Source organism: Bifidobacterium samirii (assembly GCF_003952945.1).
Taxonomy (GTDB): domain Bacteria; phylum Actinomycetota; class Actinomycetes; order Actinomycetales; family Bifidobacteriaceae; genus Bifidobacterium; species Bifidobacterium samirii.
In genome coordinates this window covers 210,556-236,988 of record NZ_QXGK01000002.1, presented here as the reverse complement: position 1 = coordinate 236,988, position 26,433 = coordinate 210,556, and the positions used below count along the sequence as shown (strand labels likewise).

Here is a 26,433-nt window from a genome sequence, read left to right as displayed (position 1 = left end):
CAGCGGTCAGCGGGCGTCCCCGTTCCCGGCGACGACACCCCCCGGATCATCAACGACAGGGCGAGAAAGTCATACCGGAACCGGCGACCCGGTCCCGACCATCGGGACCTACTAAACATGGTAATGGGGGTATGTGGAGTATGTGATCGGGTGGTGCATCGTACTTGTGCGACGCACCCGGGTTGGTCATGCAGAACCGGGGATAGGGCTCAGGAACCGGGTGTTTTGGGGAGTATGTGGCGTTCTGTGTGACCAATCCGGGCGTGTCGCCGCAATGGGGCGGGGCGGGAGCCGACAGACCAGGGTGCAGGTGAAGACACGGCCCCGCCGTCACCGGATCGCGCTGCGCCTGCGGAATTCGATGGGGGACATGCCGGTGCGTTTGCGGAACGCGGCGCAGAACGTGCTCGCGTCGGTGAAACCGCATTCCTCGCACAGCTGCCGTAGCGGGATGTCGGAGTTGATGAGCCGGTATTCGGCGGCGTGCATGCGCGCGTCGATCACATAGGCGTGCGGCGTGTACCCGGTCTCCTTCTTGAACACCCGGATGAAATGGTATTCGCTCATGTAGGCGCGCGCCGCGAGGTCGCCCACGGTGAGCGGCTCGTGCAGGTGGTTGGCGATGTAGGCGAGCACGTCCTCGATGGCGTGCGTGCGTGTGATGGAGGATTCGCGTGCGGTGTCCGACGCCGGATCGCCGGCGTTGCGCGGGGCTGCCGCGGCGGTGCCGGCGGATTCGGCGCCGATGGCGAATTCGGTGAGGACGTCGGTGATGTACTTGCCCATCAGCGGTTCGCTGACGCGCGCGGCCTCGTGGAACGTGCGGTAGATGTTGGTCAGACGGGTGGTGGCGTAGCCGGAGTCCCTGAAGGAGAAGACGCTGCCGAGCCTGTCGTGGATGAGGTCGTAGTAGGCGCGTGCGGTGGGGCCGTCGAAGTGCAGCCACAGGACGTCGGCGCCCTCGTCGGTGCCGTAGGCGTGGGGCGCGTAGCAGTCGATGAGCGCGAAGTCGCCCTTGCCGGCCCGGTGGGTGGCGCCTGCGACGGTGACGTCCATCGCCCCGTCGCGGACGGCCATGATCAGGAAGCTGTCGAACGACCGACGTTCCTGACGGTATCCGGGCAGGTAGTGGAACAGTCCCGCCCGCATCGGGTACAGGAAGGTGCGCTGGGCGGTTCGGCTGGGCGTGTAGATGTAGAATTCGCTGCCTTGGTCCGCGATGCCGTGTTCGGCGGGTTTCATACCGCTCCCTCCCACGTCCGACTGCGACGTCAGGCGCGTTTTTTTTCAATAGCAATTTTTACATATCACAGCACAATTTATGCCGATTCCAACGATATTTCCGCCCATAGACTGAAGGCAAGTAATCAATGAATTACGGAACGCATCATCAGTCATCGGCAAAGGAGCACGGCAGATGTCAGTCAGCATCAGGGATACCGTCATCACGATCCCGACGTACGGGATCGGCGAGGCGGACAGGAATCCGCAGTTCATCGAGAAGCGCGTCTATCAGGGCAGCTCGGGCCGCGTCTATCCGTACCCGGTGGTCGAGACCCTGTCCGACGAGAAGCGCGACCAGGACTACCGCGCGGTGATCCTGGAGAACGAGTATCTCGAAGTCACCGTCCTGCCCGAACTGGGCGGCCGCATCCAGTACGCGACCGACAAGACCAACGGCTACGACTTCGTCTACCGCAACGATGTGATCAAGCCGGCGCTCGTGGGCCTGACCGGACCGTGGATCTCCGGCGGCATCGAATTCAACTGGCCGCAGCACCACCGTCCCACCACCTATTCGCCCGTCGACTACGACATCAGGGAGCTGCCCGACGGCGGCAAGGCCGTACTCTGCCACGACACGGACCGCATGTACGGCACGCAGGTCGTCACCTCCATCGCGCTGCACCCGGGCCGCGCGTACATCGAGATCTCCGCGCAGCTGTACAACGGCACGTCGCTGCCGCAGACGTTCCTGTGGTGGGCCAACCCGGCCGTGCCCGTCAACGAGCACACCAAGACCGTGATGCCGCCGGACGTGACCGCCGTCATGGACCACGGCAAGCGCGACGTGTCCCGCTACCCGATCGCCACCGGCACCTACTACAAGCACGACTACTCCGAAGGCGTCGACATCGGCCGTTACAAGAACGTGCCCGTGCCCACCAGCTACATGGCCGCGAAATCCGAATACGACTTCGTCGGCGGCTACGACTTCGGCGTCGGCGCCGGCATCCTGCACATCGCCGACCATCACGTCTCGCCGGGCAAGAAGCAGTGGACGTGGGGCAACGGCGACTTCGGCCGCGCCTGGGACCGCAACCTCACCGACGCCAACGGCCCCTACGTGGAGCTCATGACCGGCGTCTTCACCGACAACCAGCCCGACTTCACCTGGCTCAAGCCCTACGAGGGCAAGACGTTCACCCAGTACTTCATGCCCTACAAGGCCGTCGGCCAGGTCAAGAACGCCACCATCGACGCGGCCGTGAACCTGGAGATCGGCCCCGAGGACACGTTCGGCGCCGCCGGCGAGACCGAAGGCGTCGAAGCCCAGGGCCTCAAGGCCGGACAGGGCCGCGTCATCGCCTACGCGACCCGGGAATGCAAGGACGCCACGGTCGTCGTACGCGACGACCGCACCGGCGCGACCCTCTACACCCGCACCGGCACGCTGAGCCCAACCGGCATCGTGCGCGCCGAATTCGAGACCGGCGACGCGGCGCCGACCGACATCACCGTGACCGTCAGCGACGCGGACGGCCGCACGCTCGTCACGTACACGCCCAAGCCGGCCACGATCGACCGACTGCCGTCCCCCGCCGAAGCCGCCCAGGATCCGGCGGACGTGGCCACCAACGAGGAGCTGTTCCTCACCGCCACCCATCTGGAGCAGTACCGCCACGCCACCTACCTGCCCGACCCGTACTATCAGGAAGGACTCAAGCGCGACCCCGAGGACGCGCGCATCAACAACGCGTACGGACGGCTGCTGCTGCGCCGCGGCGACTACCAGGGCGCCGAACGCCACCTGCGCACCGCCATCCGCCGCCTGACCCGCCGCAACACGCAGCCCTACGATTCGGAACCGCACTACAACCTCGGCCTCGCCCTGCTGCGCCAGGGACGCGACGACGACGCGTTCGACGCGTTCTACAAGGCGACATGGGACGACGCGCAGAAGGAGCGCGCGTTCCTGTACATGGCCGCGATCGCCGCACGCCGGGGCGACCTCGCCCAGGCGCTCGACTTCGCCGACCAGTCGCTGAGCCGCAACACGATGAACATCCTGACCCGCGGCCTGCGCGCCCACCTGCTGCGCCGGCTCGGACGCGCCGACGAGGCGGCAGCGGCCGTCGCGGAGAACCTCGCCGTCGACCGCTTCGACTTCGTGTCCCGCTACGAAGGCGTCCTGCTCGCCGCCGCCGGGGACGCCGCCGACGCCGCCGACGCGGCGGAACAGGCCACGGCGGAACTGCTGCGCCTGACCCGCGCCGACCACCACGGCCACATCCGCATCGCCCGCGACTACGCGCTGTTCGGCGCCTACGACGAGGCGCTCGCCATCCTCGCCATGACCGACCGCACCCAGCCCATGGTCCGCTACTACGAAGGCCTGTACCTGACCCGACAGGGCCGCACCGACGACGCCAAGGCCGCATTCGAAGCCGCGGAGGCCGCACCCTCCGACTACTGCTTCCCGAACGACCTCGACGACATCGACGCGCTCGACGCGGCCATCGCCGCCGTCGACGGCGCCAAGGCCGCCTACTACCTCGGATGCCTGTACTACGACAAGACCCGCGCCGACCAGGCCATCGCCCTCTGGGAACATTCGCGCGACCTCGACCCCACGTTCCCGACCGTGCACCGCAACCTCGCGCTCGCCTACTACAACAAGCGCGCCGACCGCGACGCCGCCAGCCGCGAGATGGAGGAGGCGTACCGCCTCGACCAGTCCGACGCCCGCGTGCTCCTCGAACTCGACCAGCTGCACCGCAAGCTCGGCTGGAGCTACGAGGAACGACTGGCGACCTTCGAAGCGCACCCCGACGTGGTGGCCAAGCGCGACGACCTGACCATCGAATACCTCACCGTCCTCAACCTCACCGGCCGCTACGCGAAGGCCTACGAGCTGATGGGCGGCCGCCGCTTCCACCCGTGGGAGGGCGGCGAAGGCAAGATCACCGGCCAGTACCGCATCGCCCTCACCCTGCTCGCCAAGGACGCGATGGCCGCCGGCGACTGGACCGAGGCGCGCGAACGCCTCACCGAAGCCATGACCTACCCGCATAACCTCGGCGAAGGCAAGCTCGAAGGCCAGAAGGACAACGACCTGCACTACTACCTCGGCCTGTGCGCCCGCGCGCTCGGCGACGAGGAGACCGCGCGCGCCGAGTTCACCAAGGCCACCATCGGCCCCGACGAGGTCAAGGGCGCCATGTACTACAACGACCAGCCCGCCGAGATGATCCTCTTCCAGGGACTCGCCCACAAGGCCCTCGGCGAGACCGGCCCCGCCAACGCCCGCTTCTACCGGCTGCTCGACTACGGCGAGCAGCACCTCGACGACCAGGTCCGCATCGACTACTTCGCCGTGTCCCTGCCCGACTTCCTGATCTTCGAGAACGACCTGACCGCGATGAACCACACCCACTGCGACTACCTGATGGCGCTCGCCAACATCGGCATGGGCGACCGTGACGCCGCGCAGCGGTTCCTCGGCGAGGCGCTCGCCGCCGATCCGAGCCATATCCAGGCGAACCTGTTCGCCGACGACCTGACGTCGAGGCACGTGCTGTAGCGCGCGACGCGTCAGGACGCCCCGTCCGCAAGGCGGGGCGTGGACCCCTGCGGGCGGTCCGGCTGCAACGCCGGTCCGCCCGCATCGTCATGGAAGGAGACGATGCCGATGATGCCGATGATGCCGATGAAGCCCGCGGCTGTGTTCTGGGATCTGGACGGCACGCTCATCGACTCGGACCCGTACTGGCTGGAGAGCGAACGCGCGCTCGTCGAGGAATACGGCGGATCGTGGACGCAGGAGACCGCCCGCGCCCTGGAGGGGGCGTCGCTGCCGTCGGTCGCCGCCATGCTGCGCTCGTGCGGCGTGGCGCTGGACGACGATGCGATACGCCGCCGTCTGACCGATGACGTGCTGCGCCGGGAGCGCTGTCGCCTGCCGTGGGTCGAGGGCGCCCGTGAGACGCTGGTCCAGCTGGACGCGGAAGGCGTGGCGTCGGTGCTGGTGACCGGGTCGCCGCGTCCGATTGCCGACATGGTGTCGGCCCGGGCGCCGGTCGGCGCGTTCGGCGCGGTGATATGCGGGGACGACGGACTGCCGTCCAAACCCAGTCCCGAACCGTATCTGGCCGCCGCCCGTGCGGTCGGCATCGACCCGCGCGACGGGCGTTCGATGGGACGCTGCCTGGTCTTCGAGGATTCGCTGCCCGGATTGCGGTCGGCGCGGGCTGCGGGATGCTTCGTGGTCGCGGTGACCGGCCATGCGCGCGTGCCCGTCGAGGACCGCTCGCTGTTCGACCTGTCGATCCGCGACTACGGCGATCCGGCGCTGCGGAGCCTGCTGCAGGGCCTGTGGAGGTAGGCCGAAGGCGGACGCACGAGGGGTCCGCGGCGGCGGTCGGACGGTGGCGGCAGACGGTGCCTGACGATTCTCGTCATAGCAGAAAATCCACATCCGCTAGCAATTTATGGCGATGATTCCAACCATTGCGGCAGTACGATTGGTATCAACAAAACGCAACGAACGGCATCCTACGAAGTCGTGGGGAGCAGCCGGTGTTGCAGCCATATCGGGCATGTCCGCGGTCCATCGACGGTCCGCGGCGGCCCGGGAAAGGACCGACATGACCAGGACATCCTCACTCAGGACCGTGATCGGCGCCGGCGCCGCATTCGCGATGATCGCCTCGCTCGCAGGCTGCGGTGGAGGCGCCGATGCGGGCAAGACGCAGCTGACGTTCTTCGCCAACAACACGCAGGACCTGTACCAGCCGATCATCGACGCGTTCGAGAAGGCCAACCCGGACGTCAAGGTCAAGTTCAGCACCACCAACGGTAGCCAGGCCGGCTACCAGCAGACGCTGCAGACGCGCATCTCCGGCGGCCAGCTCGCCGACGTGTTCGTGGCGCCGCCCGAACAGCTCAACGACCTCGTGCGCAACAACTGCGTGAAGGACCTGACCGGCGAGGCGTTCATGGACCGCATCGGCGACACCAACAAGGCGCAATCCACCGTGGACGGCAAGGTGTATTCGATGTCCGTGACCGCATGGACGAACGCCTACGCCTACAACAAGGACCTGCTCGCCAAGGCCGGATACGATGCGATCCCCGAGACCTGGGACGAGTTCATCGACATGCTCAAGGACCTCAAGGACGCCGGCGTCGACAAGCCGTACCTGGAGCCGAAGGCCGGCCTGGGCGCGCTGGTCGAAGGCTGGATCGGATACGATTCGTCCCAGCAGGACACGTCGGTCGACCAGATGATCGGCGACGGCGACGCCACCTTCGCCGACCTGTACACGCCGTACTACGAGGAGTGGGCGCGGCTGTTCGACGAGGGCGTGATGGGATCCGAAGTCACCGGACTGGCCGACGATCAGGTGCGCTCCGAATTCGCCGCGGGACGACTGGCGGTCATGCCGTCCGGCTACTGGGACGTGAACACCTTCAACGACGCCGGCATCAACTACGCGTTCGGACGCATGCCGATGCTGCACGAGGGTGACACCCCGTTCGCCCCCGGCTCCGCCGACTCCGGATACGCGATCAACGCGAAGATCGACGGTGACGAGCTCAAGGCCGCCGAAGCGTTCCTCGACTTCCTGTCCTCTGAGGAGGGACTCGGCCTGATTCAGAGCAGCCTGGGCCTCATCCCCGCCACCAAGAACTACACGCCCGAGATCGACGAGTCGTTCACCGAGCCGTACGACCTGTATCTGGCCACCGGCAACGTGTACCTGAACACCCTCGGCTGGCCGGCCAGCGGCCGAAGCGCGCTGCGCGCCGAGACGTTCTCCCAGCTCCAGCAGGTCGCCCTCGGGTCGATCAGCCCGCAGCAGGCCGCCGCGAACCTCGACACGAAGCTCAAGACCCTGTCCTGAGGCGAGGCGTGACATGACCGGTTCCCCCTCCACCGCAGCCGAGGGCACGGCCTCCCGGCCTGCCCCGCTCCTCTCCGTCGCTTCGGCGGCCTCCCGCCCGGTTCCGGGCGAGGACGTCGAAGCGGCCCACGCCAAGGCCCGGCGCCGCCGCAGCCTGCTGGACGACCTGACCGCCGTGCAGTTCATGCTGCCGCTGCTCGCCGTGTACATCGTGATCGTGCTCATCCCGTTCCTGCAGAGCGTGGTGTTCAGCCTCACCGACTACGACGGCTACGACTTCGCCAACGCGGGATTCGTCGGACTGGCCAACTACCGCACGATCTTCTCCGATCCCACGCTGCTGGCCGGCCTCGGATTCACGCTGCTGTACACCGTGGCCACCACGGCGCTCGTCACCGTGATCGCCCTGCCGCTGGCCGTGACCCTCAACCGCAAATTCTTCGGACGCAACTTCGCCCGCTCCCTGTTCTTCTTCTTCTCGGTGCCGTCGATGGCGGTGCTCGGCCTGGTGTGGCAGTACATCTTCTCCCCGCTGCAGACCGGCGCCGTCAACACGCTGCTGTCGCGCTTCGGCATCGAACCGGTGCCGTGGCTGTCCGACCCGAACCTCGCCCGGCTGTGCGTGATCGTCATCGCCGTATGGGCGCAGGTCGGCTGGCACGCCACGCTCTACCTGGCGTATCTGCAGGCCATCCCCGCCGACCTGTACGAGCAGGCCGCCGTCGACGGCGCGGGTCGGGGACAGCAGTTCGTGCACATCACTCTGCCGCAGATGGTGCCGGCGATGGGCGTGTCGATCTTCATGCTCCTGACCGGCGGCCTCAAGGTCTACGACCTGCCGTACACCCTCACCAACGGCGGACCGGGCGCGGCCACCACCACCGTCACCCAGTCCATCATCGTCACCGGCATCGGATCGGGACGCTACGGCGTGGGCTCCGCGCTCGGCGTGGTGTTCTTCCTGTGCTGCGTCATCCTGGTGGTCGCCCAGCAGATCGTCACCACCCAGATCGAAAGGAGGCTGTCATGACGACGCCGACCTCCACTCCCGCGCAGACGACGTCGCGTCCGTCGTCGCCGGCGCCCAAGGCGCACGGCATGTCGATGACCCGACGCGAGCGGATCCGTTCGGCCATACGCTCCGTGCTGGTGATCGCCGCCGCGCTGATCTGCGCCGTGCCGCTGTACGTCGTCGTGATCAACACGTTCAAGAACAGCGGCGACATGGCGGCCGACCCGTTCGGCCTGCCGATGCACCCCACGCTGGAGAACTACCTGTACACGCTGGAGAACCTGCCGGTGGTGCAGGCGACCGTGAACACGGTCATCGTCACCGTCGTCGGCGTGGCGTTCATGGTCGTCATCGGCGCGCTGGCCGCCTACGGCATGGTGACCCGCCGCAGCCGGCTGACGGCCGGGATCGGGGCGTTCCTCATGCTGTCGTTCGTGATCCCCGGCCAGACGCTGCTGATCCCGCAGTACAAGATGGAGGCCCGGCTCGGACTGGTCGACTCGCTGCTCGGCCTGATCGTGCTGTACCTGGGTGGCGCCACGTTCTGCTACTTCCTGATCGTGCAGTACATGCGTGGGCTTCCCCGGGAGCTGTTCGAGGCCGCCCGACTGGACGGCGCCGGACCGCTGCGCATCTTCCGCACGATCGTGCTGCCGCTGATCCGCCCGATCCTGACCACCGTGGTCGTGTTCGAGACGATGTGGACATGGAACGACTTCATGACGCCGAACATCTACATCTCCTCCACCGAAAAGCAGACGCTCGTGCTGCAGGTGTTCAACGCGATGGGACAGTTCAGCACCAACTGGCCGCTGTTCATGACCATCACCACCATCGCGCTCATCCCCGTGTTCGTCTTCTTCATCCTGTGCCAGAAGTGGATCGTCGCCGGACTCGTCGCCGGCTCGGTCAAGGGCTGACGGCACGGCCCCCGACCCCCATCCCACCTTCATACGAACGATTTCCTACGAACGACCGAAAGGCAGCATCATGACCCGCACCCATGCCATCGACCTGACCGGATTCAGCCCCAAGGACATCCGACCGTTCCCCATCACCCGCAACGACTGGGGCGTGGCCCCGGACGGCACCGCCATCGACTTCACCAACTACTACATGACGGTCGCCGGCGAACCGTTCTACGGCGTGTGCGGCGAATTCCACTACTCGCGCATGGACCCGTCCCGCTGGGACGCCGAACTGGCGAAGATGGCCGCCGGCGGCGTGAACGTCATCGCCACCTACGTGTTCTGGAACCACCACGAGGAGCATGAAGGCCGCTGGGACTTCACCGGACGGCGCAACCTGCGCCGGTTCGTGGAACTGTGCGGCGAGCACGGGCTCAAGGTCATCGTACGGCTCGGCCCGTTCGACCACGGCGAGGTGCGCAACGGCGGCATCCCCGACTGGATGTACGGCAAGCCGTACGAGGTGCGCTCCACCGACCCCGGATTCCTGGCCGAGGTCCACGACCTGTACCGCCACATCGCCGAGCAGATCGACGGCCTGTACCATCGCGACGGCGGCCCGATCATCGCCGCGCAGCTCGACAACGAGTACATGCACTCGTCGGCCCAGTGGGAGATGACCACCGGCATCAGCGGCGAGTGGATCCCCGGCGGCCATGAGGGCTTCGACTACGTGCACGCGCTGCGACGCATCGCCGAGGAGGAGGGCATCTCGGTGCCGTTCTACACGAACACCGGCTGGGGCGGCTCTCCCGTCCCCGACGACGTGCTGCCGCTATGGGGCGGCTACGCCTACCGTCCGTGGCTGTTCTACGCCGACGCCGGCGAGCATCCCGTGACCGACGAGTACCTCTACCGCGACTTCCACGACGACGACTGCCCGCGCGGCGAGGAGTTCGACCCCTCGTACGCGCCGGAAAGCAAGCCGTACGCATGCTGCGAGATGGGCGGCGGCATGTTCAGCTCGTACAACTACCGCTTCGTGCTGCCGATGAAGTCGGTGGACGCGATGGCCAACATCAAGATGGCATCCGGCTGCAACTTCCTGGGCTACTACATGTTCCAGGGAGGCTCCAACCCGATCGGCGACGGCGTCTACCTCAACGAAAGCCAGGTGCCGAAGATCTCCTACGACTTCCAGGCCGCGCTCGGCGAGTTCGGACAGGCCCGCGAATCGTACCGCCGATGCAAGGCGCTGCACTACTTCTCGCAGGCGTTCTCCGACCGTCTCTGCCCGCTCGGCGTGGCGGTCCCCGACGGCCAGGAGACCATCGCGCCCACCGACCTCGACTCGCTGCGCTGGTGCGTGCGCACCGACGGCGAACGCGGCTTCGTGTTCGTGAACAACTTCCAGGACCACGCCGCGATGCCGGCGCTGCAGAGCGAGCGCATCGACGTGACGCTCAGCGACGGCGGCACCGTCACCTTCGACGGCATTGCGCTGGCGGGCGGCGAGAACTGCATGCTGCCGTTCAACATGGACCTCGACGGCGTGACCCTGACCGCCGCCACCGCGCAGCCGGTGACTGTCCTCAGGCCGCAGGGCGCCGCGCGCCGCACCTTCGTCTTCCTCCGCCCCGAAGGCATGGAGGACTGCTGGTTCCGCTTCGCCGACGGCACCGAGCATCATGTGCCGGCGGACGTGGACTTCGAACTGTTCGGCGTCGACGGTCCGGACGGCGGTGACGGAACCGGCGTGGACATCCTCGTCGTCTCCCGCGCGAAGGCCGACTCGATGACGCTGGTGGACGGCGGCGCCGCGCTCGTCTTCGCCGGCGCGCCGGTCGTCCAGGACGACGCCGCGCCGAGCATCGTCAACGACGGCGCCTGCGTGTACGAGACCGGCGGCCGCATCGTCGTGGAGACGACCGATCCGGACATCGAGGTCTCGTCCTACCCGGCGGATTACCTCGACCGCGCCCGCGTGACGTACCAGCCGGTGCCGCTGCAGGCCGACGTGCGCCGGCTGTCCGACACCCGCTACGTGATCGGACTGCCGCAGTCCCTGTTCGCCGGCGACGGCGTGGACGACGTGCGCCTGCGCATCCGCTACGCGGGCGACATCGGATGGCTGTGGTGCGACCGTCTGCTGGTGGACGACAACTTCGCCAACGGCGACGTGTGGGAGGTCGGACTCAGGGAGTACGCGCAGGCGATCACGGACAACCGCGGCCAGCTGGTGCTGACGATCACGCCGCTCAAGGAGGGCGCCAACGTCAACGTCGAATCCGCGATGGCCGCACGCAAGGAGGACGTGGCCAGCCAGACGGCCGAGCTGATCTCCGTGGAGCTGACGCCGGTCTACCGCAGCGTGCTCGCCCGGTCCTGACGTCCCATTCTTCCGCTTGGCAAGGCGGCGAAGCCCATGTGGCTCCGCCGCCTTGCGGCGTTGAGGGGATGGGCTTGCTTCCCGGCGTGGGTCGACACTCCCGGACTGGTCACACGGAACAGGGGATAGGGTCTGAAATGTGGTCTTTTTGGGTGTATGTGCCTTTCTGTATGACCAATCCGGGCGTGTCGCCGGGGATGAGTGCGGGGTGTGAGGGGCGGTGGAGGAGTCCGCCTTTGCGGTTGTGGATCAGACCGACTGGTCTGGAGAGTTCGATGGAGGATTGGGTGGTACGTCATGCTTGGGAGGAGACGCGCCCGGACTCGTCCTACAGAACGGGGGATAGGGGCTGAAACATGGTCTTTTTTTGGGTGTATGTGCCGTTCTGTATGACCAATCCGGGCGTGTCGCCGGATTGGGATGGTGCGGTTGGACTGGGTGAGGGGCATTGGGTGGATTCCGGTCCCTTGGGGTGTCGGGGCGGGCGCCAGTGGTTTCCTGCTGGGGACGTTGACGACCTGCGGGCCACCTCAGCCGGTAGCGACTTATGAGGCTCCGATCGGCGATGACCTGCGCTCCCGCCGGATGGCGACGACGTGGCCGCGTCGCTGTATGGTAACGCAAACATCGGCGCGTATACTGGGGTTCGCAACCGTGTCCCAAGGAAGTGATGACATGACCGAAACCACAGCACCTCATGAATACTGGACCCGCACCAGCGGCGACCTGACCGACCGACGCACCCCCATCGCCGCGCCGCCGGTCGAGAGCACGCCCGGCGACGCCCAGAGCGTCGTCATCGACCCGAGCCGCCGCTACCAGTACTGGGAGGGCGTCGGCGCGGCCGTCACCGACTCGTCCGCCTCGCTGCTCATGACCGCGATGGACGCCGACCGGCGCCATGCGATCCTGCGCGAGATGTTCGACCCGGAACAGGGCGGCTTCGGCTCCGTGCGCATCTCCATCGGCAGCTGCGACTTCGTCAGCCAGAAGTTCTACTCCTACGACGACCTGCCCGACGGCGTCGCCGCCGACGCGTCGCTCGCGCACTTCTCCATCGGCGAAGGCGAACCGGGCGCGCCCGACGCGACCCGCGACCTCAAGTACATCATCCCCGTGCTGCAGGAGATCGTCGCCATCAACCCAGGCGTCAAGATCATGGCGTCGCCGTGGAGCGCGCCCGCGTGGATGAAGACGTCCGGCCGCCTCACCGGCGCCGGACGGCTGCGGCTGGGCGACTACGTGGGCAACGGCTACCGCTACCAGGACACGATCGACTACGTGTACGCGCAGTACTTCATCAAGTTCATCGCCGCGTACGCGCGCTACGGCATCCGCATCACCTCCGTGACGATGCAGAACGAACCCAGCAACGGCGCGCCCTGGCCGATGACGATCTGGACGCCCGAGGAGCTGACCCGCTGGGGCGCCGACTATCTGCGCCCCGCGCTCGACCGCACGTTCCCCGACGTCGAGATCTACTTCGGCGACGACTCGCTGCGCTTCTTCCAACGCCCCGTATCCGAATACATGACGCCCGCCGACGCGCGCGCGTTCGCCGGCGTCGCACTGCACACCTACTCGGGACTGCCCGAATGGGTCCACAACGCCACCCGTCAGTTCCCCGGATGGAAGGTCGCGATGACCGAACGCCGCTGCATGCTCGACGAGACCGTCGACGAGGCCAGCCACGTCATGCTCGGCGAGATCGGCACCTGGCTCGTACGCAACGGGATGGGCCTCATCAACCTGTGGAACCTCGCGCTCGACGAAGGCGGCTTCCCCAGCTACGCGGGCACGGCCGGCCGCCGCGGCGTCATCACCATCGACTCGTCCACCGGCAAGGTCAAGCGCAACCTCGAATACTTCATGCTGCGCAACTACGGCCAGGACGTGCCGGTCGGCGCGCGCCGCATTGCATCCACCAACCGCACGCCCGACGGCCGCCGCGGCGGACTCGGGTCGGTCGCGTTCGTCGACGACCGCGGCGGACTGTCTGCGATCCTGTACAACCCGACCGGCGCGCCGATCGAGGCGGCCGTGACCGTCAACGGCGAAGGCGCACGATGGCGGCGCGTCACCGTGCCCGCGTACGGCACGGTGACGATGCGCCGCACCGACGGCCCCATCAACACGACGCAGGCGCCCGCCGACGACGATTTCGCCATCACCTACACGCCCCACCCCGCCGACGACCACGACGAGACGCTGTTCTGACCGTCGTGGCGGCACGTCGCCGGAGCGACGCGCCCGGATCGGTCATACGCAACGGCGGATAGGTCATGAAAACCGGCCGTATCGGCAGGCAACCGCCGTTCCGTACGACCAACCCGGGTGTGTCGCGGTTGCGTCGGCGCAACCGCGACACGACCGACGCATTTCACCCATCACACCAAAGGACACGACATGACGATCGACATCACGCTGCGCGCCGCCGACGTGGCCGCCGCCGCGCGCAGCCGCAACGGACTGACCTACAAGGGATTCGGCGTGCTCAGCGGCAACGCCACCTCCTCGCTGCTCATGGGCTACAAGGCCGAGCATCCCGACGCGTACCGCCGGCTCATCGACACGCTGTTCGGCGGCGAGCGCCCGATGATGACCACCGTCAAGGTGGAGATGGGCAACGACCGCAACAATTCGACCGGGCCGAACGCGGCGGTCATGCGCTCGCGCGACGAGTATCCGGCGGTGGCGAGGGAGCCCGGCTTCCAGCTGGCGGCGGACGCGCGGCGCGTGCAGCCGGGCGTGCGGCTGAGCATCCTGCGCTGGCATGCGCCCACGTGGGTGCGCGGCAACGACGACGTGTACCGCTGGTACAAGAACACGATCCTGGCGGTGTACCGGCGCTACGGGGTGATGGTCGATTCGGTCAACCCGGACGTCAACGAGCGCACCGCCGACCTGGAGTGGGTGGCGGACTTCGCGCATCGGATCCGCACCGACGAGACCGGGTTCGAGTGCGACGGGCCGGTCGCCGGCTTCCGCGACGCGACCGAACGCGACCTGTTCCACCGGATCAAGGTGATCACGTCCGACGAGGAGTCGGTCGGCACGTTCGGCGGCGAGGTCATCGCCGACCCGCGGTATCTGGCCGCGATGGACGTGGCCGCCTACCATTACTCGACCGAGGACGACGCGGACGGCAGCTTCACGCGGCTGGCCGACGAATTCGACAAGGAGGTGTGGAATTCGGAGGCGCAGGCGGTGTTCTCGAACTCCGCCGACCGGCCGAACGCCGGCACCGGGGTGGGCGGCATCGGAGGCCCGCTGGAGATGGCGAACACGCTCATCAAGGGATTCGTGCGCTCGCGCCGCACGCACGCGATCTACCAGCCGGCGATCGGCGCCTGCTACGAGCACATGGAGTACGCGGCCAAGGAGCTCGTCTCGGCGCGCGACCCGTGGAGCGGCTGGATGTACTTCGACGCCGGATGCGCCGTATTGGAGCATTTCTCGCGCTTCGCCGAACTCGGCTGGGCGCCGGAGGGGGCGGACGGCGGCAGTGCCGACCGCATCTGGCGGGCGATCCCGCAGGCGTCCGTATGCGAGGTCGGCGGCAGCAATCCGGTGAGCGGCGCACGCCACGGCGAACCGTCGTGCCTGACGCTCGCCGCGCCCGACGGATCGGCGTTCAGCAGCGTCATCGTCAACGACAGTCCGCTGCGACGCGAGTACCGGATCGTCGTGGACGCGGCGCTGCCGGCCGCCGGCGACCCACTGACCGTCTGGCGCACGGCCGCCGCCGACGCCGGCCAGCCGTACGACGCCGCGTGGCGTCGGCCCGTCGCCGTCGTCGAGGCGACGCGCGCCGACGATGCGGCCGCCGTCGATGCGGGCCTGACCGACGCCGTCGCCTACACGGTGACGCTCGACCCGTGGACGATGGTCACCGCCACGACGCTCGACTCGGCCGAACGGCTGCCCGACGGCACGCTGCGCGCTAGGCCGGCGTACGCGTACACGATCCCGCACACCCCCGAGGACGCGCGGCCCGTCCTCGACGTCGATCCGGCCGGCGGCATCCTGTACGCCGACGACTTCACCTGCGCCGCGATGCCGTCCGTCAGCGGCTACGGCGCCGACGGGGACACACGCGAGCCGTACGTCGAGGCGCGCGGCGGCGCGACGGGCGCGACCGCCCGCTACACGACCGACACGAACGGCGCGTTCGAAATCGTCGCCGACCCCGAGCGCGGGCATGTGCTGCGCCAGCAGATCGACTGGACGCACGCCGGCAACGCGTGGATCGAAGGCGACCCGCGCACCGCCATCGGCGACATGCGCTGGTGCGACTACCGCGTGTCGGTCGACGTGCGCTTCGCCGACTACGACGGGCGCGCACCCTACGCGCTGCTCGGCGCGCGCGAGATGGGCGGCTGCCGCGTCACCGAATCGGCGTGCGCCGCCGATCTCAAGATCCGCGCCGACGGCGTATGGCTGCTGCGCAGCTACGGCGACGAAGTGCGCCGCGGCCATCTCGAGGACCTGCGCCGGCGCGCCGCCGAACACGGCACGCGCCCGTTCGACACGACCCCGGGCGCATGGAACACGCTCACACTGGAAGTCGCCGGCGACACGGTCCGCGCGTCCGTCAACGGCGCGCCCATCGCCGCATGGGCCGACCCGGGACTGCACACGGCCGGCCACGTCAACCTCGGCACCGGCTTCGACCGGGTCGACTTCGCGAACCTGCGCATCGAACGCGTGGACGGGCGCTCGCCGTACCACACGCGGCTCATCGACGACATGCACATGACCTCGTGGGACGACGGGTCGCCGGTGCTGCGCTACGAGGGCGCGTGGACGCACGAGCACGGACAGGGCATGTTCACGTACCTGCGCACGATCTCGCGGGCCGTCGGGGCGGGCGCGTCGGTGTCGCTCGACTTCGACGGCACCGGCGTGGACCTGTTCGGCCCGTCCGACGGCTCGGCCGCGCTCGATGTGACCGTGGACGGGCGGACCGTGATGACGGCGGCGCCCGTGCACGCGACGAACGGGTCGCTGCGATGCCAGTTCCGGCTGGAAGAGCTGGAGCGCGGACGGCACACGGTCACGTTCCGCACCGCGAACGACGCCGGATTCGCGCTCGACGCGCTCGGCGTGCGCGCCTGAGCGGGGCGGCGGCTTCCAGCCAATTCGCAGGCATCCGACTAGACTGACCACAGTGAGCACACAGATGAACGATGACCGAACCAACGGCGGCCGGCAGGACCCGGTGCTGACCGACGCGCAGCGCGACGCTATCGCCACGCTCGCCAGCCACAACGAATACGCGAAGCAGTCGAAGTGGACGACCTTCAGAAGCCTCCCGCCGGCCGACCGGTGGACGTACTTCCGCCAGCATTTCCTGCTGGAGACGTCGCTCATCGCGGTGGCGCTGATCCTGATCGTCTCGATCGGCTTCGCCTACCTGACCAAGGGCCCCGACACCGAACTGTCGGTCGCCGGCTTCGGCATGGGCGCCTACACCGAGCAGCTCGACGGCCTGCGTGACCGGTTCGTCGCCGACGCCGGCATGGACGACGAGCGGCTGGTCGACATCAACGGCACGTACCTGATCGACCTCGGCGGCGACACGTACACGGACGATTCGATGAAGCTGACCGCGATGATCACCGCCGGCGACATCAACATGGTCATCGCCGACAAGGACACGTTCGCCGAACTCGACAGGCGCGGCTACGTGGGCACGGTCGCCGAGACCGAAGGCGAGGACGCGGCGCAGCGGTGGGCCGACGCCGGCGTGCTCGTCGACGCGCAGGGCGGGACGGTCGACGCCGCCGACGCGGACGCCGTGGCCGGGGCGAAGGGCTTCGACCTGTCGCATTCCGACGTGTGGTCCGGCTCCGACGACCTGCCCGACGGGATGATGCTCGGATTCTGCAACGTCACCGACGCCACGCGCGCCGACCGTGCACGCGAGTTCGTGGACTTCCTGAAGTTCGAGTGACGCCGCGTCGCCCGGCCCGGGGCATGGGATTGGAGAGAGAGGATTCCTGAATGCAACGTTTCGCAGTCGGATACGAGTACGTCTGCCGCATCATCCTGATGCTGATGGTGTGCCAGGTCGCGTTCGTCGTGCACACGGTGATGGGACTGGTGGTCGCCGGGTTCTTCCCGTCGGTCGCGGCGCTCAACACCGTGTTCCGCACGTGGGCGATCGATATCGACGACCGGTCGTGGACGATGGCGCGCTCGTGGACCACGTTCCACCGGGCGTGGAAGGCCGAGCTGAAGTCGGCGAACCTGTTCGGCTGGCTGCAGGCGGCGATCTGGGCGCTGCTGGCGTGGGACTACTATCTGGCCAACTGGAACGACATGGGCCGTCTCGGCTACGCGGTGTCGGGCCTGCTGCTGCTCATCAACGTGCTGTACGGCCTGTTCGCGTTCATGTCGTGGGTGGTGCGCACCAACTTCGACGAGGGCCCGGTGTGGGTGGCCCGCACGTCGGTGCAGATGGTCGTGGCGCGGCCGCTGTGCTCGCTGATGGTGCTGGTGCTGTTCCTGATCACCGTGTGGGCGTACGTCACGTGGCCGGGCCTCGCGGTGGCGCTGGGCCTGACCGTGCCCGCGTTCGCGACGGTGATGGCGGTGTACTCGTTCGGCCGGCTGCCCGGCATGGACGTGCATGTGATCGAACCGTTGGAGAAGTAGGCGGGGGCCGGTCGTCAGACCGGTGTCCCGCCCCGTGACGACACGCCCGGAGTGGTGGTGCGGAACGGGGGATGTGTCCGATGCGATGGCGTGTCGGGGATGCATCCCGCGTTCTGTATGACCATTCCGGGCGTGTCGCCATAAGAGGGGAAGTTCCCGTGGTTCCCGTCCGTCCCGTCCGTCCCGCCGGGGCCGGGCGGCCCGTCCCGTCCGTCCCGGGCCACCCGCCCGACGCGGCAAATTCTGGCAAACACGGGATGGCAAAAACCGGCAAACGCGATTCGAGGCTAGATTCGTGCGCAGTTGCGGGGCGCAAGGCCCCGGCGTCGCCCGCGGGCGGCGTCCAGCGGACGAAAGGGAACACGATGAGGACCAGCCTCAACGGAACATGGGAGTTCCTCCCCGACAGCGGCGTCGGCCACGGCGCGGGAGCCGACGCCGACGACGGCGCGCGCGACGCCGCCTGCACGATCACCGTGCCCACGTGGTGGGATTCGCTGCAGCAGACCACCGGCTACCCGGCGTGGTGGGAGCGCGGCCTGCATCATGCGGTCTACCGCCGCAGCGTGACGCTCGACGAGGCGGCGCTGGCCGACGACCTGTTCCTGCACGTCGGCGCCGTCGCCTCGCTCGCCAAGGCCTACGTCAACGGCGTCTCGGTCGGTCCGGAGAGCACCAAGGGCTATCTGATGACGCTGCTGCCGTACGATCTGGACATCACCAAGGCCGCCCATGCCGGCGTCAACGAGATCGCGATCGAGGTGTGGAGCGTCAAGGCGCTGCCCGCCGACGCGCTCGCCGCGGAGGGCGGACCCGACCGTCTGCTGTTCCCGTTCGGCACGGAGAACATCGTGGGCCGCGTCGGCATCGGCGGTGACGTGTGGGTCGAGTCGCGGCCGCGGCTGCGCGTCGACGACGTGCAGGTCATGCCCGACCTCAACCGCAACGCCGACCCGTCCGACGACCGGCTCGCGCTCAACGTCACGATCGTCAACCACACCGCCGACGACGCCGACCTCGACGTGCGCGCCGTCGTGCGCCCGTGGTCCGCCGACGGCGCGTCCGGCGCGGCCGTCGAGCCGGCGCTGACGCTGCCGGGCCGCCGCGTGCACGTCGCCGCCGGCGATACGGCCGTCGTGGCGACGGCGTCGGCGTGGCCGGACGCGCACTACTGGTCGCGCACCGACCCGTTCCTGTACACGGTCGACGCGTCGATCGCCCCGGCGTCCGGCGATGCGTCCGACGCGGCCGACGGCCCGTCCGCCGAAGCCGCCGCGCCGACGCCGCTGCACACGAAGCGCGAACGCTTCGGATTCCGCCAGTTCTGGCGCGAAGGCGACCGCTTCTACTTCAACGGCGTGCCGATCCGCCTGCGCGGCGACTCGCTGTGCCTGCTCAATCAGGGCAACCGCGACCTCATCAACGAGATCGGCGACGCGAACGGCGTCATCCTCGACGACAACCATGCGTCGGACGCGATGGTGCGCGCGTGGGTCGACGCGTACCGCCACGCCAACGCGAACGTGATCCGCAACCACATCCGCTCCGTCGTCTCCCCGGTCCTGTTCGACCACGCCGACGAGACCGGCATGCTCATCGAGGAGGAGACGGCGTTCTGGAACCCCGGATCCGTCTCGAACGTGTCGCTCGACCCGCCCTACTACCTCAACTACTCCGACGAGGCGATCGGCTACTACGCGGAATGGGTCGACCGCTGGGTGAAGGCGTTCCGCAACCATCCGTCGATCATCATGTGGTCCACCACCAACGAGGCGTGGAACCCGAACGACGCGGACGTGCTCATCCCGCCGCTGGAGGAGGCCGCCAACCGCGCCGACCCGACCCGCATGGTCTACAACGACGGCTTCAACCGTCCGCGCGGCAACGAGGACTCGCGCCACTACTTCGGCGGCTACCCGTCCGGCATGACCAACGCGCCCGACATCTACGCGCTTTACCACATCGACTCCGACCTGCCGCTGGGCGCCGGCGAGGAGTTCTCCGTATCCACCGCCGGCATCCCCCAGTACGCGGACGACGGCACCATCCGCGACATCTACCACGGCCGCCTCGACGGCAACCCCGACACGATCTCGCGCGCCGACTTCATCCGCGAGGTCGGCCGCGTCACCCGCGGCATCCGCACCACGCGCATGTCCGACTGGCGTCCGTTCTGCATGTCGATGTTCCTCTACGACAACATCGAGAAGGTCGTGCGCCTCGACCAGGAGCACACGCCCCACGGCCTCAACCCGAAGACGATGCTGCGCCCCCAGTTCGACCCGACCGCCGACGGGGACGCGCGCTGGATCGAAGGCGACGGTCTGGGCTACTTCGCCGCCTCCTACGCCGACGTCGCCGCCTACGACAAGGAGTACGACCGCGAACCGCGGCTCGGCACGCCCCACCGCACGTACCGGCCCGACGAGACGTCGGCGCGCACGATCATCGTGCACAACGACGAGGAGATCGACGGCACCGCGCTCGACCTGAGCTGGACCGTCAGCGCCCTCGACCCGGCCACCGGCGCCGCCGACGCCGTCGACACCGGCGAGGCGCGGCTGGCCGTCCCCTACGGCGAGCACGTCGAACACGGCATCGTCATCCACGTGCCCGGCGATTCGGCGGATGCGCCCGGCGACGGCGCGTACGACGGACGCAGGCTCATCCTCACGCTGCGCGTCGCCAAGCAGGGCGTCGGGAAATTCAGCGAGGACAACTTCCTCGGCTGGATCGGCCGGCCCGCGCCCGTCATCATCGGCGCCTCGCGCACCCTCATCGACCTGGGCACGGTCGACTGGGCGTCGCGCGAAGTGCGCCACTGCATCCACCTGACCCAGCAGGGCGGCGCGATGAGCGAACACTGGACCGCGCGCATCCTCGACGACGCCGACGGCGCCATCGGACTCGAACGCGACCGCGGCAACCTGCGCCACGAACAGGAGACGTTCTACACCGTCAACACCGCCGGACTCATCCCCGGCCGCGCCTACGAAGGCCTGATCGAATACGCGGGCGACAACGACGACCGCGTCGAGATCCGCGTGCGCTTCACCGCCGGCGACCCGCCGGAAGGCGACGACGCGGCCAACCGGGCCGCCGGCGCCGCCGTCAGCGTCTCCAGCAGCGCCGCCATCCCCGGATGGTCGCCCGCCGCGCTCGTCGACGGCCGCTTCGACGCCGCCTACAACCACTTCGGCTGGTCGAGCGAACCGCAGGACCGGGACCACGCCGAACAGGTGACCCTGCGGCTCGCCCGCCCCGCCCGCATCGCGCAGATCGTGCTCGCCCCGCGCGGCGAGAACCCCGGCGGCACCGTCGCCGAAGCGTTCCACGGCGACGGCGAAGGCGTCGGCGGCGTCCTCGAATTCGCCGCCGGCCACAAGGCCGCCGACCCCAACCGCGGTCAGGGATTCCCCGTCGACTTCACGCTGTCCGTGTCCGCCGACGGCCGCGACTGGCGCACCGTCGTCGAACGCCGCGACCAGCCGCTGCCCGCCAACGGCACGCCCCGCGCCTACGACTTCGACCCCGTCGACGATGTGCGCTGGATCCGCCTCGACGCGACCCGGCTGCGCCCCAACCCGCACGAAGGCGGCCGCTACGCGCTCCAGCTCGTCGAAATCGCCGCCTACGGGGACGCGCACATGCCCGCCATCCCGTCGCGGCCCTGCGACGTGACGGCCGCGGTCGCCGACGACGCGCGCCACGACGTGCACGCCTCCTGGCGGTTCGCCTCCGACGGGCGCTCGCCGATCCTCGGCAGCACGCTCACGCTGACGAACGAGGCCGGCGAGACGATCCCCGTGACCGTCGCCGGCGAGGCGTCCGACGCGCACGTCGCCGACGTGCCGGACGGCCGCTGGACGCTCGTCGTGCAGGACCGCAACGCGGTCGGCGACGGCGAGCCGAGCGAACCGTTCGTGTTCGCCGTCGGCCGCGGCGATGACGCGGCCGACGCGGCTGGTGCCGACGGTGCGGACGCGGGTGCAGCCGCGTCCGACGCCATGCCGACGGTATCGGCGCCGGCGCAGGCGGACGCGCAGCTCGACAGCGAAACCGGCGCGGTCGCCGTCTCCTGGACGGCATGCGCCGGCGCCGACGGCTACGTCGTGCACCTGACGCCGACCGCCGGCGTCGGCGGACGCGGCGACGCCGCCCTGCCGCCGTCCCGCGTCACGTGGGCGCCGGCCGGTGCGACGACGGCGATCCTGCCGTCGGTCGCGACGGGCACGTACACGGCGAGCGTCGACGCGTGCGTCGAACGCCCCGCCGCCGGCGACGGCTACGCCACGACGCGCTCCGTCGCATCCGCGCCGTCGGCGCCGGTGATCGTCGCGCACGCGCCGTCACGGCCCAACAAGCCGGGTGTCACCTCCGTGGGCGACCGGATGAGCGTGACCTGGTCCGCGCCCGCCGACGGCGGCACGCCGATCACGTCGTACGTGCTCACCATCACGCGCCTCACCGACGACACGGTGCAGGTGGTGCGCGCCGACGGCGACGCCACGGCGGCGACGATCGAGCGCATGGAGCCGGGCAATTACACGGCGTCCGTCATCGCGGTCAACGCGATCGGCATGTCCGGCGAATCCAGCCCGTCCCTGCCCTGCCTCATCAAGTAGGCGGGCGGCCCCTCGCCGCCCGGACATCGAATCGTGCGGTAGAGTGGCGTGACGCCGCCGCGGCTGGCGGCTGACGTCCGACGGTCGAAGAGGGGATGACATGACGTTGCTTACTGACGGGAACGACGGGGGAGCCGGGTGCGCGCCGACCGCCGATGCGGCAGGGGAGCCGCCGGCGGCCGCGCCCGTCCGACGGGCGACCGACCGGGTGCGGCTCGCCGACGTGGCCGCCGCGGCCGGCGTGGCCGTCTCGACGGTGTCGCGCGTGTTCTCCGACCCGGACCGCGTCAACTTCCAGACCGTCGAACACGTGAAGACCGTGGCCGACCGGCTCGGCTACCGTCCGCGGCCCCGTCGCGGCGACGCCCCCGGAAAGCCGGCCGCGGCCGACGGCGGCATGATCGCGCTCGTCGTCAAGGACAGCGCCGACGGCGTCTGCGCGCAGATCCTCAAAGGCGCGCAATTGGCCGCGACGGCGGCGCACCGCATCGTCGGCGTCGTCGAAGCGGGCGCCGACCCGCGCTGGACTCTGGACCTGCTCGCCCGCCTGCCCGGGCGCATCGACGGCCTGATCCTCGCCAGCGACGAGTTCACCGTCCGCGACATCCGCGCGCTGGCCGCCCGCCTGCCGCTGACCGTCGTCAACCGGCCGGTGGAGGGCGTCGCGAGCGTCATCCCCGACCCGGCGCTCGGCGTCGCCAAGGCGCTCACGATGCTGCGCCGACTCGGCCACACGAGCGTCACCTACGTGGCCGGGCCGTCCTCATGGGCCGACCAGTCGCGTTGGGAATGCGTGCAGCGCGCCGGTCTGCTGCTCGGCGTCCGGACGCGCCGGATCGGCCCGGTACGCCCCGACGCGGACGGCGGCCACCAGGCGGCGCTCGCGTTGGAGGGCGCGCCGCCGACGGCCGTGATCACGTACAACGATGCGATCGCGGCCGGTCTGATCACCCGGTTCGCGGCTGACGGCGTCGACGTGCCGGGGCGCGTGTCGGTCGTCGCGTTCGACAACACGATGGTCGCGTCGGCCGTCGTGCCCGCGGTCACGACGATCCGTCTGCAACGCGAGCTGATCGGCGAATGCGCAGTACGGTCGCTGCTGGGCAAGCCCGTGGGACGCCGGCTTCCGGATCAGGACGCGCAGCTGCTGCGCCGGCTCGACGAAGCCGGCGTGCGCGAGCGGTACGACGGATCCGTGACCGCGGTGCCCACGTCGCTGATCGTGCGCCGGAGCGTCGGCCCGTGCCGCGACGGCCTGTGACGTGTGATGTCGGGGTCGGGGTGGGGCGGACGCGGGGACTGTGGGGAAGTGGGGCTGGTTGCGGAGAGCGACGCGCCCGGAGTGGTCGTACAGAACGGCCGATGCGGCCGATGTGATGGCGTGTCGTAGGGGATACCCCTCGTTGTGTATGACCACTCCGGGCGTGTCGCGCCGGGGGAAGGGGCGATGAGGCTGAAGAAGGGGTGATGAGGGCTGGGCTCCCGTCTCACCACCGGGCGTGTTGCATTTTTGTAGCGCTAAAATTTCTGGTGTCGTCAGCGGCGAACGGCCCCGACGGACAATCGACCCACCTCTCGTGCAAGGAAGCATCATGACCGACCACAACACCGACCTCGCCGCGATCATCGCGCAGGTCATCCGCATCAGCGACGACGGCACCGCGCTCGAATGGACCGGCGACGGCGAATACGTGCGCGTCGAAGCCTGGGGCGCCAACAGCCTGCGCGTACGCTCCCGCCTCATGCAGCCCGTCGCCGACGCCGACTGGGCGCTGCTGCCGCCGCCCGCCGACGCGCCCAAACCGACCGTCAGCATCGACGGCACCGGTGCGACCATCGCCAACGGACTCATCGCCGCGCGCCTCGACGTGCTCGGCTGGCAGCAGGAGCAGATGCGCCTGACGTTCACCAACACCCGCACCGGCGAGATCCTGCTGCGCGAAGCCGACGACGGCGGCGCGCTGCGACTGCGCGCCCGCGCCCACCATCCGCACGAGACCGGCGCCGAAGCGCCCGTCATGACCTTCGAGGCGTACGAGGGCGAACACCTGTACGGCATGGGCGAATACCAGCAGCCCGTCCTCGACCTCAAGGGCTCCACGCTCGAACTGGCCCACCGCAACTCCCAGGTCAGCGTGCCGTTCCTCCTGTCCAGCCGAGGCTACGGCTTCCTGTGGCACAACCCCGCCGTCGGCTCCGTCACATTCGGCGCCAACCGCACCGAATGGCGCTCCGGCGTCGCCGATCAGATCGACTACTGGATCACCGCCGGCGACACCCCCGCCCGGATCGAATCCCAGTACGCCGACGCCACCGGCCACGCGCCCGTCATGCCCGAATGGGGCCTCGGCTTCTGGCAGTGCAAGCTGCGCTACTGGAACCAGGAGCAGCTGCTCGACGTCGCCCGCGAATTCAAGCGCCGGAACATCCCCATCGACCTGATCGTCATCGACTTCTTCCACTGGCCGCTCATGGGCGACTTCCGCTTCGACGAGGAGTTCTGGCCCGACCCGGCCGCCATGAGCCGCGAACTGCACGACATGGGCATCAAGCTCATGGTGTCCGTCTGGCCGCAGATCGACCTGCAGTCCGAGAACTACGACGAGATGCGCCGGCGCAACCTGCTCGCCAAGACCCGCCAGGGCAAGGACGTGGGCATGTGGTGGCCGCGTGACAACCAGTTCCTCGACCCCACCAACCCCGAGACGCGCGCCTTCGTCTGGGATCTCGCCAAGCGCAACTACGCCGACCTGGGCGTCGACGCGTTCTGGCTCGACGAGGCCGAACCCGAATGGGGCGCCGACTACGACTACGCGCACTACCTGTACCACATCGGCCCCGTCGGCAAGGTCGGCAACATCTACCCGCAGAAGTACAACCAGACCTTCTACGACGGCCAGATCGCCATCGGACGCGAGGACGACATCGTCAACCTCACCCGCGCCGCATGGGCCGGCTCCCAGCGCTACGGATCGCTCGTGTGGAGCGGCGACGTCCACTCCACGTTCGACGACCTCAAGGCGCAGATCACCTGCGCGATCCACATGGGCGCGGCCGGCATCCCCTGGTTCACCACCGACATGGGCGGCTTCGCCGGCGGCGACCCGTCCAGCGAGGCGTTCCGCGAACTGTACGTGCGCTGGTGCCAGTTCTCCTGCTTCAGCGCCGTCATGCGCAACCACGGCGACCGCATGCCCGCCGAGCGCGTGCCCGGCAAGCCCACATTCGACCGCGTCGGCAACCCCATCGACCACATCACCACCGGCGCCGACAACGAGCCGTGGACGTACGGCGAGGACGTCGAACGCATCATGGTCAAGTACATCCGCCTGCGCGAGGCGATGCGCCCGTACACGCGCGACCTGTTCCGCCAGGCGCACGATGACGGCCAGCCGCTCGTGCGCGGCCTCTTCCACGAATTCCCCGGCGAGGAGGCGGCGGCGAACATCGCCGACGAATACATGTTCGGCCCCGACCTGCTCGTCGCGCCCGTCACCGAGGCCGGCGCCCGCACGCGCGACGTCTACCTGCCCGGCGGCCCCGACACCGTCTGGACCAGCCTGCACGACGGCGCCGTATACGCCGGCGGACAGACCGTCGCCGTCGACGCGCCGCTCGACGTCGTCCCCGTCTTCGCCCGCAACGGCGCCGACCACGGACTCGCCGGCATGATCTGACCGGGACGCAGCCGTCGCCGGCCGTCGGCGGCTGC

14 protein-coding genes are annotated in these 26,433 nt (G+C 68.9%); 13 read left to right on the top strand and 1 reads right to left on the bottom strand.

The window, feature by feature from the left end:
- Positions 1-330 precede the first annotated feature (330 nt).
- Entirely contained in the window at positions 331-1,242 is a 912-nt protein-coding gene (locus D2E24_RS02125; protein WP_125967667.1) for an AraC family transcriptional regulator, read from the bottom strand.
- A gap of 175 nt (positions 1,243-1,417) precedes the next feature.
- Between D2E24_RS02125 and D2E24_RS02120 the strand changes: the two genes are divergently transcribed.
- The 13 genes from D2E24_RS02120 (at position 1,418) to D2E24_RS02060 (ending at position 26,398) form a co-directional block, all read left to right on the top strand.
- Positions 1,418-4,804 (top strand): DUF5107 domain-containing protein, encoded by a 3,387-nt coding sequence (locus D2E24_RS02120; RefSeq protein ID WP_125967666.1) that lies wholly within the window; start codon positions 1,418-1,420, stop codon positions 4,802-4,804.
- Between the two features lie 102 nt (positions 4,805-4,906).
- Positions 4,907-5,605 (top strand): HAD family hydrolase, encoded by a 699-nt coding sequence (locus D2E24_RS02115; RefSeq protein ID WP_241222805.1) that lies wholly within the window; start codon positions 4,907-4,909, stop codon positions 5,603-5,605.
- A 262-nt stretch (positions 5,606-5,867) separates the two neighbouring features.
- Positions 5,868-7,127, top strand: coding sequence for an ABC transporter substrate-binding protein (locus D2E24_RS02110; protein ID WP_125967664.1), 1,260 nt, complete (start codon positions 5,868-5,870; stop codon positions 7,125-7,127).
- Positions 7,128-7,140: 13 nt separating this feature from the next.
- On the top strand, positions 7,141-8,157 hold the full coding sequence (locus D2E24_RS02105; protein WP_206430905.1) for a carbohydrate ABC transporter permease: 1,017 nt from the start codon (positions 7,141-7,143) through the stop codon (positions 8,155-8,157).
- 68 nt (positions 8,158-8,225) lie between these two features.
- Positions 8,226-9,059, top strand: a complete 834-nt coding sequence (locus tag D2E24_RS02100) for a carbohydrate ABC transporter permease (protein ID WP_125967689.1) — start codon at positions 8,226-8,228, stop codon at positions 9,057-9,059.
- A 70-nt stretch (positions 9,060-9,129) separates the two neighbouring features.
- Positions 9,130-11,436: a beta-galactosidase gene (locus tag D2E24_RS02095; protein ID WP_125967662.1), complete on the top strand. Its 2,307-nt coding sequence runs from the start codon at positions 9,130-9,132 to the stop codon at positions 11,434-11,436.
- 675 nt (positions 11,437-12,111) lie between these two features.
- A complete protein-coding gene (locus tag D2E24_RS02090) occupies positions 12,112-13,653 on the top strand; it encodes a glycoside hydrolase family 30 protein (protein WP_125967660.1) in 1,542 nt (513 codons plus the stop codon).
- Positions 13,654-13,842: 189 nt separating this feature from the next.
- Positions 13,843-16,554 (top strand): sugar-binding protein, encoded by a 2,712-nt coding sequence (locus tag D2E24_RS02085; RefSeq protein ID WP_125967659.1) that lies wholly within the window; start codon positions 13,843-13,845, stop codon positions 16,552-16,554.
- 64 nt (positions 16,555-16,618) lie between these two features.
- Positions 16,619-17,392 carry a hypothetical protein gene (locus tag D2E24_RS02080; RefSeq protein WP_125967657.1) on the top strand — a complete coding sequence of 258 codons (774 nt, stop codon included), beginning with the start codon at positions 16,619-16,621 and terminating at the stop codon, positions 17,390-17,392.
- A gap of 50 nt (positions 17,393-17,442) precedes the next feature.
- Entirely contained in the window at positions 17,443-18,096 is a 654-nt protein-coding gene (locus tag D2E24_RS02075; RefSeq protein ID WP_125967655.1) for a YesL family protein, read from the top strand.
- Positions 18,097-18,461: 365 nt separating this feature from the next.
- On the top strand, positions 18,462-22,721 hold the full coding sequence (locus tag D2E24_RS02070; RefSeq protein ID WP_164520958.1) for a fibronectin type III domain-containing protein: 4,260 nt from the start codon (positions 18,462-18,464) through the stop codon (positions 22,719-22,721).
- Positions 22,722-22,821: 100 nt separating this feature from the next.
- On the top strand, positions 22,822-23,982 hold the full coding sequence (locus D2E24_RS02065; RefSeq protein ID WP_125967652.1) for a LacI family DNA-binding transcriptional regulator: 1,161 nt from the start codon (positions 22,822-22,824) through the stop codon (positions 23,980-23,982).
- A 331-nt stretch (positions 23,983-24,313) separates the two neighbouring features.
- Positions 24,314-26,398 (top strand): glycoside hydrolase family 31 protein, encoded by a 2,085-nt coding sequence (locus D2E24_RS02060; protein WP_125967651.1) that lies wholly within the window; start codon positions 24,314-24,316, stop codon positions 26,396-26,398.
- The last annotated feature ends 35 nt before the right edge of the window (positions 26,399-26,433 follow it).

Bases quoted from the DNA above. Each gene is read 5' to 3' on its own strand.
- D2E24_RS02125 (WP_125967667.1), bottom strand. From the start codon at position 1,242: ATGAAACCCGCCGAACACGGCATCGCGGACCAAGGCAGCGAATTCTAC.
- D2E24_RS02105 (WP_206430905.1), top strand. From the start codon at position 7,141: ATGACCGGTTCCCCCTCCACCGCAGCCGAGGGCACGGCCTCCCGGCCT.
- D2E24_RS02095 (WP_125967662.1), top strand. From the start codon at position 9,130: ATGACCCGCACCCATGCCATCGACCTGACCGGATTCAGCCCCAAGGAC.
- D2E24_RS02120 (WP_125967666.1), top strand. From the start codon at position 1,418: ATGTCAGTCAGCATCAGGGATACCGTCATCACGATCCCGACGTACGGG.
- D2E24_RS02115 (WP_241222805.1), top strand. From the start codon at position 4,907: ATGCCGATGATGCCGATGATGCCGATGAAGCCCGCGGCTGTGTTCTGG.
- D2E24_RS02085 (WP_125967659.1), top strand. From the start codon at position 13,843: ATGACGATCGACATCACGCTGCGCGCCGCCGACGTGGCCGCCGCCGCG.
- D2E24_RS02090 (WP_125967660.1), top strand. From the start codon at position 12,112: ATGACCGAAACCACAGCACCTCATGAATACTGGACCCGCACCAGCGGC.
- D2E24_RS02100 (WP_125967689.1), top strand. From the start codon at position 8,226: ATGTCGATGACCCGACGCGAGCGGATCCGTTCGGCCATACGCTCCGTG.
- D2E24_RS02060 (WP_125967651.1), top strand. From the start codon at position 24,314: ATGACCGACCACAACACCGACCTCGCCGCGATCATCGCGCAGGTCATC.
- D2E24_RS02075 (WP_125967655.1), top strand. From the start codon at position 17,443: ATGCAACGTTTCGCAGTCGGATACGAGTACGTCTGCCGCATCATCCTG.
- D2E24_RS02065 (WP_125967652.1), top strand. From the start codon at position 22,822: ATGACGTTGCTTACTGACGGGAACGACGGGGGAGCCGGGTGCGCGCCG.
- D2E24_RS02070 (WP_164520958.1), top strand. From the start codon at position 18,462: ATGAGGACCAGCCTCAACGGAACATGGGAGTTCCTCCCCGACAGCGGC.
- D2E24_RS02080 (WP_125967657.1), top strand. From the start codon at position 16,619: ATGAACGATGACCGAACCAACGGCGGCCGGCAGGACCCGGTGCTGACC.
- D2E24_RS02110 (WP_125967664.1), top strand. From the start codon at position 5,868: ATGACCAGGACATCCTCACTCAGGACCGTGATCGGCGCCGGCGCCGCA.